7 protein-coding genes and 1 pseudogene are annotated in these 13180 nt (G+C 65.8%); 5 read left to right on the top strand and 3 right to left on the bottom strand.

The features are described from left to right. The first annotated feature begins 31 nt into the window (after nucleotides 1–31). From D0T11_RS19380 to D0T11_RS22970, 3 genes are all read left to right on the top strand, one after another. Complete coding sequence (locus D0T11_RS19380) at nucleotides 32–1402, top strand: T9SS type A sorting domain-containing protein (RefSeq protein ID WP_119657467.1); 1371 nt, start codon at nucleotides 32–34, stop codon at nucleotides 1400–1402. Between the two features lie 574 nt (nucleotides 1403–1976). Continuing rightward, nucleotides 1977–3914 (top strand): CARDB domain-containing protein, encoded by a 1938-nt coding sequence (locus D0T11_RS19375; protein ID WP_119657466.1) that lies wholly within the window; start codon nucleotides 1977–1979, stop codon nucleotides 3912–3914. A gap of 101 nt (nucleotides 3915–4015) precedes the next feature. Further along, complete coding sequence (locus D0T11_RS22970) at nucleotides 4016–5899, top strand: DUF5723 family protein (RefSeq protein ID WP_220473753.1); 1884 nt, start codon at nucleotides 4016–4018, stop codon at nucleotides 5897–5899. A gap of 160 nt (nucleotides 5900–6059) precedes the next feature. On the opposite strand, the gene D0T11_RS19365 is transcribed toward D0T11_RS22970, so the two are convergent. Beyond that, entirely contained in the window at nucleotides 6060–6740 is a 681-nt protein-coding gene (locus tag D0T11_RS19365; RefSeq protein ID WP_119657465.1) for a response regulator transcription factor, read from the bottom strand. 221 nt (nucleotides 6741–6961) lie between these two features. Here D0T11_RS19365 and D0T11_RS19360 point away from each other — a divergent pair, with 221 nt between their 5' ends. Continuing rightward, nucleotides 6962–8131, top strand: coding sequence for a lipoprotein N-acyltransferase Lnb domain-containing protein (locus D0T11_RS19360; RefSeq protein WP_182888504.1), 1170 nt, complete (start codon nucleotides 6962–6964; stop codon nucleotides 8129–8131). On the opposite strand, the gene D0T11_RS22690 is transcribed toward D0T11_RS19360, so the two are convergent. Further along, nucleotides 8128–8706: an antitoxin Xre-like helix-turn-helix domain-containing protein gene (locus D0T11_RS22690; RefSeq protein ID WP_182888503.1), complete on the bottom strand. Its 579-nt coding sequence runs from the start codon at nucleotides 8704–8706 to the stop codon at nucleotides 8128–8130. The genes D0T11_RS19360 and D0T11_RS22690 overlap by 4 nt on opposite strands. 716 nt (nucleotides 8707–9422) lie before the next feature. Between D0T11_RS22690 and D0T11_RS19345 the strand changes: the two genes are divergently transcribed. Continuing rightward, on the top strand, nucleotides 9423–13058 hold the full coding sequence (locus D0T11_RS19345; protein WP_182888502.1) for a beta strand repeat-containing protein: 3636 nt from the start codon (nucleotides 9423–9425) through the stop codon (nucleotides 13056–13058). A 3-nt stretch (nucleotides 13059–13061) separates the two neighbouring features. Here D0T11_RS19345 and D0T11_RS19340 read toward each other — a convergent pair. Beyond that, a pseudogene (locus D0T11_RS19340) lies at nucleotides 13062–13180 on the bottom strand (IS5/IS1182 family transposase); the annotation flags it as partial.

Genomic DNA, 13180 nt, shown 5'->3' with positions numbered 1-13180 from the left:
ACGCCATATTGCGGCCACGCCGGCCGGCGAGGTGTACGCGGCCGCCAATATCTCGGCCGCCACCAGCAGCTTCGCTCTTACTGTGGGCACCCTGACCCAGGCCGTGGCAGCCAGTGAAGCCTTCTATGTAACCCGGCTTAATGCCAGCGGCCAGGCCCAGATGATAGCGCTGGGCCTAAAGCCCGGGGCGGGCTCAGATTCGTTTATCCAGCTGACCGGTATTGCCTGGGACGCAGCTACTGGTACGCTGGTAGTGACGGGTTATTATAACGGGCAGTCGGCCGCGCTCGGCACCACGGCCCTGGCCAACGCCCCCACTGGCGGCCTGTTCGTGGCCCACCTTACTCCGGCCGGGCAGTGGCAAAATGTTGTCAGCGTGGCAACAACGGGCACCAGCAGCACCGAATTCGGCATCGTAAGTGCTGGCGTGGGGCCTCAGGGCCAGGTGGCCGCCGTGTTGTACCTGGATCAAGGAGCCGTTACGCTGGGCTCAACCACGCTAACTGCCGCCAGCGGCACCCCGCCTAAGATAGTAGTAGCCCAACTCAGCCCGGCCGGCCAGTGGCAATGGGTAGCGCAATCGGCCAGCTCCACGCTGGGCTACTACAATGTCCGTTATGCACCGGATGGTAGCCTCTGGACGCTGGGCACCGGAGACGCCGGCTCTCAGTTGGGCACTACCACCCTGCCGGCGAACACCGAAGCCTTCGTGGCCCGGCTCTCGGCCGCCGGGCAATGGGGCACCGTTGGCGTTATCGGCCGAAAGGACCCTAATTCACTAGGCGAAACCCGGGAACTGGCCGTCGACGCGGCCGGCAACGCCGTGATAGTGGGCCTGCTGGATTCTGACGACACATTTTCTTTTGGCAGTCAAACGCTTACGAGTTCCTCCCGGCGTAATTTTGCAGCTCGCTTCAACGCCACCGGACAGTGGCAGTACGCGCTTCTGAATCCGGTGGGCACCAACTCCGGGCAAGGCAGTTACCTGAGCGAGGTTGCGCTGGACGGGGCCGGCAACCTGCTGGCCGTAGGGGGCCTCAACAACCGCAACTCCGTAACGTTTGGCTCCACGGTGCTGACCGGTTCGGAAGGGGGTGATGCTATTGTGGGCCGCCTGACCAGTGCCGGGGTGGTTACGGCGCAGCGCCGGCCAGCCGGCATGACGCCACTGGCCCTGTATCCTAACCCCAGCTCCGCGGGTGCTGCCGTTACGCTACGCCTGCCGGCCGCTGCAACGGCGGCCCAGCCCATAATCCTGCGCGACGCCCTGGGCCGCACCGTGCGCGAGAGCACTCTGGCGGCCGGCCACCAGCAAATCAGCCTGTCCACGGCCGGGCTTGCCCCGGGCCTTTACCAGGTGCAGGCCGGCCTGAGCCGCGCCCAGCTAGTGGTAGCAGAGTAGGCAGCCGGCATACGCCGGCGGCCTACTTCACTACCAGCCATTTTCCAGACTTCCGCCCTACCAAGTTCAGGGTTGGCCGCCGATTCGGCCAACCCTGAACTTGGTAGGGCGGAGTTTTTTTCTGGTGGTAAGCGCATGCTGACTGCCCGCCAGCATCGGACGCAGACCTTGTCATCTGCTGGTTGTTACGGGCCGCTTTCATCAGGCGAAGAAGTAGCTAACCCAGGTCGCGGAGGAACGGTTGTCCTGATCGGCCAGATTCAAATTATATAGGACTTACGCACCGGGGTAGTTGTTGAGCCCCGGAGGGGCGCTATGTTTTTAGCAATTAGTGCGTTAGCCTGCCGGATCCCCAGCGGGGCGGCATCAGTCGTTCACCGAATTATACCGCCCCGCTGGGGATCCGGCAGTCACCCCAGTGCGTAAGTCCTGTTATATTCCACTCACCTATCGCAGTTGACGGAAGGAAGTTGGAAACAGGGAAATATACCCATAAGTAGGTATTGTAGAAGCAGCTTTACTATGTGATTTTTGCAATAGAGGATTGTAAAAATCACATAGTAAAAATTGTCCCATGACACACACCTCCCCTTTTGGCCGCCGGGTTAGCCGGTACCGCCGTTCGCACCGGTACCTGCTGGCCGCAGGCCTGGCCCTGGGAGCCGGGCCGGTTCTGGGCCAGCAGCTCAGCTACTACGCCGGCAACGTGCAAAACCTGGCCGCCACCTACCAGGACCTGACCACCACGGGCACCGTTATCACGACCGCCAACCTCGACGACGCCAATTCGGCCCCGCAGGCCATCGGGTTCAATTTTGCCTTCGCGGGTACGGCCACCCCGTTTACCACGTTCGTGCTCAACACCAACGGGTTTCTGCGGCTCGGCAGCGGGGCGCCATCGAGCCCGGCCCTGGTGCTGGACTACGCCCAGAACACGACAGTACCCAGCGGCCCGCTGACCAGCACCGATGCCCGCGACAGCAACATCCTGGCTCCTTTCGCCACCGATTTGCAGGCCGCTACCGGCGGGGGCACCGAGTACCGGGTTGCCACCACCGGCACGGCCCCCAACCGGGTATGTACCATTCAGTGGAAAAACGTGCGCGACAAGCCCCGGGCGGTTAGTGCGTCGAACGCAACGCTCCTCGGCACGCAGTACGAGAGCTTCTCCTTTCAGGTGAAGCTCTACGAAACCAGTGGCCAGATCGACTTTGTGTACGGCCCGGGCACGGCCGGCAGCGGCCCCGATGCCTTCCGGGCCGTGGCCGTTGGCATCAAAGGGCCGGGGCAGCCGTCCGGGACCTTGCTGATGCCCAACAAAGCCTCCACCACGCCCTGGGCCAGCGCCTTGTTCTATACCCGGGCCGTGCCCGTTGCGGTGCCCTTTAATGTGCGCAGCGGCGTGTTGCCCGACCCGGGCCGCACCTACCGCTTCCGGGCCAGCGCCGCCCAGGATGCCGCCGTGCGGGCCGTGTACACCCTGGGCCAGCTGCCGGGCGGCACGGCCCACGTAGTGCGGGCCAATATTTACAACGCCGGCACCCAGGCCCTGTTCAACTGGCCGGTCCAGCTCAGCGTGAGCGGGGCCAACACCTTCTCCGCCAGCCAGCTTATTGATGGGCTGCCGGCCGGCCGCGACACCACCCTCAGCTTTACCGCCTACGTGGCCGCCCCCGCCCCCGGCACCAATACCATCACCGTCACGGTGCCCGCCGACGCCTTCCCCCACTCCGACCGGGCCACGGAAACCCAAACCCTGACTGCCGGCACCCTCAGTTACTTCCCGCCCCTGGCCGGCTCCGGCCTCACGCCCTCTTTTTATGGCTTCGATACCCGGGCGGGCATCACGGCCGTGAAATACCCCAACGCCCGGGCCACGGTGCTGACGGCCGTCACGGATTTTGTGCCAATGGCCAGCAACTCGACCGGCCAGGTCATTTATGGGGTGGCCCTCACGCCGGGCGGCACCCTGCTGGGCTTCACCCCCGATTATGTGGTGAAGGCCGCCGACCTGGGCACCGTGGTCACGCTGCCCTTTACAACCCCCGTCCCGCTGGCCGCCGCCGATTTTCTGGTGGGCATTGCCCAACGGGCCAGTACCGTGGCCCATTATCCGGTGGGCCTGCTGGGCGAGGACCCGGTGCGGACGGGCGCGTTTTACGACCGGGGCGACTTGCTGAAAGGGGCTTTCGCCGACGTGGCCCCGCGTGATTTTGGGATATTCGGGATTGGGGCCGTGCTGGCGGCTCCGGTTACCAGTACGGCCGCCGCCGCCCCGGCCGCCGGGTTTTTCCTGGCGCCTAACCCCACGGCGGCCGCCACCTGGCTCACTTTTGCCGCGCCGCTGCCCACGGCCCAACCCGTGCTCGTGCTCGATGCCCTGGGCCGCGCGGTACGCCAGCAGGTGGCCCCGGCCCGCGCTAGCCGCCTGCTACTGGAAGTAGCCGGCCTGCCCGCCGGCCTCTACCGGGTGCGCGTGGGCACGGCCACCGGCCAGCTGGCCATTTACTAGCTCCCAACGCCTCTTTTCTTCCGCTCTGATTTTACTCTGCTCTCAGATCCTCCGCCGGCTGGCGGAGGATTTGGTTTCTCACGCCTTTTTTGGTTTTCCCTATGCGCCCTCTTTTTACCTTTCTACTGCTGCTGCTGGCGGCCGGCTCCGGCCGGGCCCAGAGCTGGACGGGCCTGGCTCACAGCAACTACGGTGGCACCCACAACCTGTACATCAACCCGGCATCGCTGGCCGACTCGCGGCAGGCTTTCCAGCTCAACCTGGCGGCGGGCAGCGCCAACTTCTACAACACCTACCTGCAACTGGCCCTGCCCGCCAAACCCCGCGAATACATCAACGGCAACCAGGAATTGCGGTCCGACTACTTTACCGAGCAGGGGGGCAGCGGCCCCCACGCGGCCAGCATCACCGGCGAGCTGCGCCTGCCCTCGTTCACGCTGGCCCTGGGCGACAAGCAGGGCATTGCCTTTACCAACCGGGTGCGGGCCTTCGCCCAGGTTACCAACGTGAGCAACAACCTGGCCCGCCTGGCCCGCTACGGCCTCGACGACGCCGACAGCCTGGGCCTGGCCGACCGGCTGGCCAAATCCAACAGCTTCACGCTTTCGGGCGGAGCCTACCACGAATTCGCCCTCACGTATGCCCGCACGTTTACGCCCAACCAGGAGCACTTCTGGAAGGGCGGCGTTACGGTGAAGTACCTGGTGGGGCTGGGCGGCGGCTACCTGCGCAACGAGGGCACGAGCTACGAGCTGTACGGCTCCGATAGCATTCAGCTGCAAAACACGAAGCTCGACTACGCCTTCACCAACCCCGATTTCTACGACCAGGCCGGCTTCTCCGTCGGCACGCTCTACGGCGGCCAGCGCCTGGGCCGGGGCCTGGGCCTTGATGTGGGCGCCACCTACGAATGGCGGCCCGACTACGAGCAGTACGAGTACCGCATGGATGGCCGCACCTGGACCGACCCCACCCGCAACAAGTACCGCCTGCGCCTGGGCCTGGCTCTGCTCGACGTGGGGGCCGTGCGCTACCAGCAGGAGCGGTACGTGCGCCAGGCCCGCATCGCCAACCCCGGCACGGTGCGCATCGGTCAGCTCGATACCATCCGCATCGACTCCCCGGACGATCTGGCCCCTACCCTGCAACGCCTGGTGGGCCTTACCGAACAAAGCCGCCGCTTTACCAGCGGCCTGCCCACCACGTTTCGGCTCAGCGCCGACTACCGGATAGTAAACCACATTTTTGCCGGCCTGCTCTGGACCCAGAGCCTGCGCCCCGAAACCTCCGTGGGTCAGCGCACCGTGAGCAGCCTGGCCCTTACTCCGCGCGTCGAGTTCGGGTACGCCGAAATAGCTCTGCCCATTGTGCTGGCCAACCGCTACCGCCAGCTTCAGCTGGGGGCCATGCTCCGCATGGGCTCGCTGCTGGTGGGCTCCGATAATTTGGGCGGGCTGTTCGGGCTCACCACCACCACCGGGGCCGATTTGTACCTGGGCCTGGGCTTCACGCTGAACAAAAAACGCATCAAGGACCGCGACAAGGATCAGGTGAGCAACAAGCTGGACAAGTGCCCCAAACTCAAAGGTCCATGGGAGTGCCAGGGCTGCCCCGACCAGGACGGCGACGGCGTGCGCGACACGGAAGACGCCTGCCCCACCGAAGCCGGCCCCGCTGGCAACAAGGGCTGCCCCGTGCTGGAGCAGCTTACCGCGCCGGCCGACTCGCTCCACCTGCTTCCCGCCGACTCGCTCCACCTGCTCCCCACCTCCCCGGCCCCCGATTCGCTGGCCTCCCCCACCGAATCCCTCGCCCCGCCCACAGACTCCACCACCTCCCCTACCGGGCAGCCCGCTACCGTTGCGCCCGTACCGCCAGCCTCGGAGCCCGCCCCGGCACCCACCGCGCCCCCTGCCCAACAACCACCGGCCCAACAAACACCAGCCCAGCAACCACCGGTGCCTACTGGCGGGCGCAAGCCCTAAGCGCCCGAAGTCGGGGATACCGCTCTAGGCAGCAGCGGCCGTTGCCAACTGGTGGCGGCCGCTGCTGCCTAGAGCGGTATCCCCGACTTCGGACGGCGGCTCCCCGGCCGCTGCTGAAACGGTGGCCGATGGCCGGGACCGGCGGTTCTGTGCCTCTACTTTAAATCAGATCAAACGCCCGGGCATACTGGCCCAGCTCGAACGTGGAGCTGGCCCCCAGCTTCTGGCGCAGGTTGCGGCGGTGGGTGGAGGCCGTATGCTCCGAAATGCACAGCTCCTCCGCTATTTCAGGGGCACTTTTCCCCAAGGCCAGCAGCCGCAGAATGTCCCGCTCGCGCTTGGAAAGCGTGGCAAATAAGGCCGCGTGCTGGCGCAGAAACTGGTTTTCCTCCAGGAGTCGCTGCACTTTGGTGGCGAAGTGGTTGTCGGGGTGCAGGGGAACGGCCAGGGCCATGAGCAGCAGCAGATTGCCCTCATGGTCTACCAGCAGCTGGCGCAGCGAGGTCAGGTACAGGCTCCAGCCCGGGCGCTCAGTCGTGCGTACTTCCTGGTAGAAGGTCGCTACTTCGAACCCGCCCTTTTCACCCATCAGCTGAAAGGCCCGGGCCGTGTAGTCCGCCGATTCGACGGGGTTGAAGTAGGCCGTGGAGAAGGCCGGTCCCAGCGCCCTCAGCTCGGCCAGCGTGGCCCCCAGCAGTTGCAGGCCCCACTCCGACATATAGCGGACCGTTTGCGTAGGCACGTGGTGGATGATAACGACGGCGGGATACTGGTCGGCCGTGGCGGCTATTTCGGCTATTTTGCGCGCGATAAGCGCTTCATCGGTAGCAGGTGTGGGCATGGGGTGGGTGGGGAAACGGAGAACAGAACGGCAGGTATGCACGATGGTCAATATAGGCGATATTCCCCGACGCCCCGTTGCCAGCAGCCGCGCGCTACCGTGGGCTCCAGCGGCCGGCAGCGGCCTTCCCAAGCGTGCTCTACCTTGCGGCGCTGGGGAAGCAACCCGCGCGTCAGGGGCCGTCCTGCCCCGGCTCCCCCCGCCCGCCGATTATGCCCGCTATGCGTATCCGTTTTTTACTGGCACTTTTCCTCTGGTGGCTGGCGGGGCTGGCGCCCTGCGCTGCCGCCCCACTGGCGTCAGCAGCCACCACCCGCATCAGCCTGCTCACGTGCGCGCCCGGCCCCGAAACCTACGCGCTGTTTGGCCACTCGGCCCTGCGCGTTACCGATCCGGGCCGGGGCCTCGACCGGGTCTACAACTTCGGTACTTTCGATTTCCGGACGCCCCACTTTTACTGGCGGTTTCTGCACGGCGACTTACGCTACTTCCTGTCGGTTACCTCCTTCGAGCGGTTCCGGTTAGCCTATGCCCAGGACAACCGCACCCTGTCGGAGCAGGTGCTGGCCCTGAGCCCGGCCGAAGCCCAACGCATCGGCCAGCAACTGGCCGCGACGCTGCATTCGCCGGCCCGGTTCTACCGCTACCAGTTCTTTGCCGACAACTGCACCACCCGCCTCTTCGACCTGATCAGTACCAGCCTGGCCGCGCCGGTCCGCGTAGATTCGGCCTACGCCGCGCCCGCGGCCACTTACCGGCAGCTGCTGGCTCCTTACCTGGCCCCGGCACCCTGGATGAAGCTGGGTATGAACCTGGGCCTGGGCTGGCCCGCCGACCAGCCCACCACCTTCCGGCAGCGGCTCTTTCTGCCCACGGAGCTGGCAGCGGCCCTGGCCCACACCACGCGCCGGCAGCAGCCCCTCGTGGCCCAGACCCGGCTGCTCTTCGTGGCTGCTCCGCCAACCACTGCCGCCCCGGCCGGCTTTCCCTCCCCCGCAATTTTCTTTCTGGCCCTGGGCCTGCTCCTGCTGCTGGCGCATCAGCTGCCCGCGCGCTACGCCTGGCCCGGCCGCCTCCTGCGCGGTGGCCTGTTCGTCGTGGTTGGGTTGGTGGGCGGCATATTGCTTGGGCTGAGCTGCTTTTCCCTGCACACGCCCACTCAGGCCAATTACCAGCTGCTATGGTTGCTGCCCACGCACCTGGCCCTCGGGTTTGCCCGGCCCGGCTCGCAGTGGCGACGGTACGCCACGGTTTCGCTCGTGCTGCTGGGAGTGGGTGGCCTCATTGGCGGCGCAGTTTACTACGCCCGGTTGCTGCCGGAAGCCGGAATATTACTGGCGCTGGTAGCGGCCCAGCTACTCGTTTTCCGCCGCCAGTGCGGCCGGCCTTAGTCTGCCAGCAGCCGTGCTATTTCCGCCGCTTCGAAGGCCAGTACCCGCAGCCGCAGTTCCAGCAGCTGCCGGGTGCTGTCGTCGGCGTCGAGGGTGAAGTCGGCTCTCCGAATGAGCATGTCCAGTAGCAAGCCGAGCTGCTCGTCGTCGGGGCCGAGCGCGGCTTGCAGGGCGGGCAGGGCCTGCTGCCGCAGTTGGGCCTGGGCCAGGCGCGTCTGGCAGCGGGCCAGCGCCTTTTCGAGCGGGTATTTTTCGAGGTCGATTTTCTGGCGCCGTAGTTCCAGCGTTTCCCGCTCCTCGGCCAGTAGCGGGGCCGGGGGCCGCGGCGGGGGCAGCGGGGCCGGCCCGTGGGGCGCGGGTAGCAGTTGTTGCAAGGCCAGCAGCCGCAGCATAGCGGCCGAGGGCACACGCCGAACCATCCCCGTATCCGTCAGGCGGCCATCCTGACTGAGCGTGGCCCGCGACACGTCTAACAAGTCGGCCACCTGGGCTTGGGTGAGGCCCAGGTGGGCCTGAATGGCTTGTAGCAGGGATAAATGGGGCGAAGGAGCGCGGTGGCGGGAGAATTTGCGCATAGCTCAGGGGGCGGATACAGCCGGGCATAGTATGTTGCATGTTACGCGGTTGCAAAACAAGATGCAACTGCGCAAGATGCAACATACTATGCCCGGCTGGGAAACCGGCTGGTCGGAAGCCGCCGGGCGGCGCCAATTACGCCAGCCATCCTGCCTGCCCGGGCACTCTCACCGGCTCCTGCTCGCCGCGAAGGGCCAACCGAAAACCAGGTTTTGGCGCGCCCACCGGCAGGAGTGGCGGCTGCCGGGCCGGTTTACCCAGGTGTTTGAGCCGATTCAAAGCAAAAAATACCCACTAGTAGGTATTGTGTAGAGCACCAGAGCCGAAGAACTTTGGGGGAGCTTGTTCTTTGTCAACGCTACACTGCTGCACCATGCCAGACTCCTACTGCTCCCTTCTCCGGCGCGGCTGGGCCTGACTTAGTGCATGCACCGGCCGCGTTTCGCTGGCTACTCTGCCCCGGGCATGAGGCAGGTATCCGCTGGCCGGACCCGCGCCGGCCGGTAGCAGAAAAGCCCCGTCGTTAGTGCTTGCCAGGCCTTGTTCTGTCCGCAGAGCCGGGTTGATTGCCCCGTGTTTTTATACGGGCTTCTCCCGGGAGTATACCCAGTCAGAACAACGTATGCCGCCCCCTGATCCGGTGGCAGTTTGTGCGCGCCGGTTGCGGCGGCGTTTGCCTGATAGCCAGAACTCTTCACCAATTTTCTTTTTTTCTATGCGTCCTCCTTTACTACCTCCCGGCTCCCGGAGCCGGGCCAATGGCTGGCTACTTGGTCTGTGCCTGACCGTTGGCCTGAGTACGGCTCAGGCCCAAACAGCCACCTACAGTCTTACCGGGGCACCCCAGACGTATACCGTACCAGCCGGGGCCACGCGCCTGCGGGTAGTGGCGCAGGGTGCGGGCTTCATGACGGGTCCTGCGAGCAGCCGGCCCGCTCTGGTTTCGGCCGTGCTCACAGTTACCCCCGGCGAAGTGCTGACAGTAGTAGTGGGGGGGCCAGGCGAACAGGCCTTTGGCTCGGCACCTTATACTCCCGGGTTGGGGGGCTATAACGGCGGAGGCAGTGGCGGCCCTACTACGGCCAGCCAAATTGCTGGCAACGGCGGCAGCGGAGCGACTGACCTGCGGCGCATAGCGGGGGCCAGCAGCACGGCCCCGTTGGGCGGCGGCACCCTGATGAGCACCAACAGCCAGCGGCTGCTGGTAGCGGGCGGGGCCGGAGCTCCCGGCACCAACGCCGGCGAAGATGGAACAGGCGGTAACGCCGGCGGCAAAGCCGGTACTACCACTGGCGGCGGGAGCGGCGGCTTTCCCGCTTCGTTCTCCTTCTCGGCGGGCAATTCCGGCACGGCAGGCGCGGGCGGAGCCGGCGGGGCGGGTCCGGTTGGCGGGCACGGCGGCGGCGGCGGCTATTTTGGCGGCGGCGGCGGCGCGAGTGGCGGTTTCGCCAACAATATGTTCAATATGCCCGGCGGCGGCGGCGGCGGCTCCAGTTACGTGCAGCCCACCGCCCTGGCTGGCGGCAGCACGCCCAGCTACGCCCTGGCTACAACCGGCACCGGCACGCTTGCCCTCACGCCCCAGTTCGTGCCCACCCTGGCGGGCATCAGCCCGGCCAGCGGCACCGCAGGCAGCAGCCTGCTGCTAACCGGCACCAACCTGACCGGCACCACTGTCATCACCTTCGCCGGAACGAGCAACAATACCGTGGCTTCGGGCTTCACCGTAAATGCCGACGGCACGCAGATTTCGGGCATTACAGTACCGGCCGGCGCGCAAACCGGGTCCGTGAGCGTAACTACGCCCGATGGCACCAGCAATGGGGTGAGCTTCGCGGTGGTGGCCAACGCGGTAGTATACTCCTTGGCACCAGCCAGCGGCCCGGTGGGCACTTCCGTCATCATCACCGGAGCCAACTTCGTCAATGTAAGTCGGGTTACCTTCAACCAGAGCACCAGTACGGCTAGCTTTGTGGTAAACTCGGCCACCCAGATTACGGCGGTTGTGCCTGCCAGCGCCACTACAGGACCGGTTGGGGTAAACAACGGGGGCACTACTGCCTTCAGTGCCGCGCCCTTCACCGTTACGGCTAGCGCCCCTGCTATCAGTTCCTTCACGCCCAGCAGCGGCCCGGTCGGCACCAGCGTCATCCTCACCGGCACGGGCTTCACCGGCGCCACGGCCGTAGCCGTCAATGGCACGGCAGCTCCGGGCTTCGTAATTGATTCCGATACCCAGATTACGGTAAGCATCCCCACCGGGGCCAGCTCCGGCACTATCAGCGTAACCACGCCCGGCGGCACGGGCAGCAGCAGCACCGTTTTCACGGTGAGCGTGCCGGCCCCGGCCCCGGCCTGCACAGCGCAGGTAACCGTAACGCCCGCCGGGCCGGTGCGCCTGTCCGGTGGCGGCAGCGTCACGCTCACGGCCCAGGCCCTGGAGCCTGCTTTCAATACGGGCACCGGATTCAATAGCACCGCTGCCGTTACGGCCGTGCAGCCCGACGGCAAAATTCTGGCGGCCGGCACGACCACCTACAACGGCACGCCCACCAACAACCTGGTACGACTGAACCCGGATGGTACCATCGACGCTTCTTTCACCCAGCCGGGTACCGGCCTCAACGGCTCCGTCCGGACCATTCTGCTCCAGCCCGACGGCAAAATTCTGGTGGCCGGCGCGTTTACCAGCTACAACGGCACGGCCCGCAAGCTGGTGGCCCGCCTGAACGCCGATGGCTCGCTGGATGCCACGTTCCGGGAAACCGGTACCGGCATCAGCGGTACGATTTCGAGTGGCCCGTTCGACATCGGGCCGGGCATCACCGATATGGCCCTGCAACCCGACGGCAAAGTACTGGTAGCGGGGGCCTTTAGTAATTACAACGGCACAGCCCGCGTCAACGTGGCACGCCTGAATGCCGATGGCTCTTTGGATGCCGGTTTCGCGCCTACCCCTACCTCCTTCACCGACGGGGCCAATGTGGTGGTGGTACAGCCCAATGGTAAAATTCTGCTCGGGGGCTCTTTCCGGGTGATGAATGGCGGCCCGCAATCGGGGGCCGTGGTGCGGCGCTTCAACGCCGATGGCACGACGGACGGCAGCTTTCAACCCGTACTGTCCAGCAACGTCGACGCCAATGTGCAGGCACTGGCCCTGCAAGCGGATGGCAAATTCCTGCTCGGGGGCAGCTTCAACGTAGGCCCATTTACTACCGCCCGCTACCTGGAGCGGCGCAATGCCGATGGCTCCCTGGATGCCGGCTTCCCGACGGGCGGCCCTAATTTCAGCGTGGCCGCCGTGCAGGTGCAGGCCGATGGTAAACTGGTCCTGGGCGGGCTCTTTACCAGCTACGCCGGTACCGCCCGCGGCCGGCTGGCCCGGCTAAACCCGGATGGCACCCTGGATAACGGCTTTGCCACGGGAGCTGGGTTCAACAGCAACGTCCGCGCCCTGACCTTACAGGCAGATGGCAAACTCCTGGCAACAGGCACGTTCACCAGCTACAACGGCAGCCCGGCCACCCGCATAGCCCGGCTGAATCCGGACGGCAGCCTCAACGATACGGCCACACCTATTGCGGGCGCTACCTACGCCTGGAGCAACGGCCAGACGGGGGCCAGCATCACGGTGGACCAAGCAGGCAGCTACTCGGCCACGGCCAGCTACGGCAGCGGCTGCACGGCCACCTCGCGCGCTGTGCAGGTTACGGCGGACACCACCCTCACCAACCTGATAGTGAGCACGGCGCAGACCATCAGCGGCTCTTATAACAACGTGACCATTACCGGCACCGGCGCGGCTACCCTGGGCGCGGCGCTGCAAGTAGCTGGTACCCTCACCGTGCAGGCGGGCGGTTCGCTGGTTACCAACTGCCAACCCGTGACGGGCGCGGGCAGCTTCGTGCTGGCGGCCGGTGGCACGCTCAGCATTTGCGACGCAGCCGGCATCAGCAGCAGCGGGGCCACGGGGGCCGTGCAGTTGGCGGGCAGCCGCACGTTCAGTCCGACGGCCACCTACCGCTACGCGGGTACGCAGGCCCAAACCACCGGCTCCGGCCTGCCCGCCCAGGTCCGCAACCTAGAAGTTGGCAACGCCGCCGGCCTCACCCTCACCCAACCCCTGAGCGTGGGGCGGGAGCTGCGCCTGACCACCGGCAACCTAACCCTGAACGGCCGCGCCCTCACGCTGCTGTCCTCGGATACGCTCACGGCCCTGGTAGTGAATACCAACGGGCAGGTAAACGGCCCGGCTACGGTGCAGCGCTACCTCAGCCCGGCCCTGAACCCCGGCCCGGGCTACCGCCACCTGGCCGCCCCGGTGCTTAGAGTCTATCCGAATAGGGAATGAGGGTCAGCCAAAAAGACAATTGTACCACGTAATGCGCGCACAGGCAAAGTGGAGCATGGCCAAGTAGTTCTCCGGTTTTTTGGCCCAGCGAATCAGCAGATGCCGGAAGCGGTTGAGCCAAG

It is taken from the genome of Hymenobacter rubripertinctus (assembly GCF_003583925.1).
Classification (GTDB): Bacteria; Bacteroidota; Bacteroidia; order Cytophagales; family Hymenobacteraceae; genus Hymenobacter; species Hymenobacter rubripertinctus.
The sequence above is the reverse complement of the archived record's forward strand: the minus strand, read 5'-3'. Positions and strand labels throughout refer to the sequence as shown.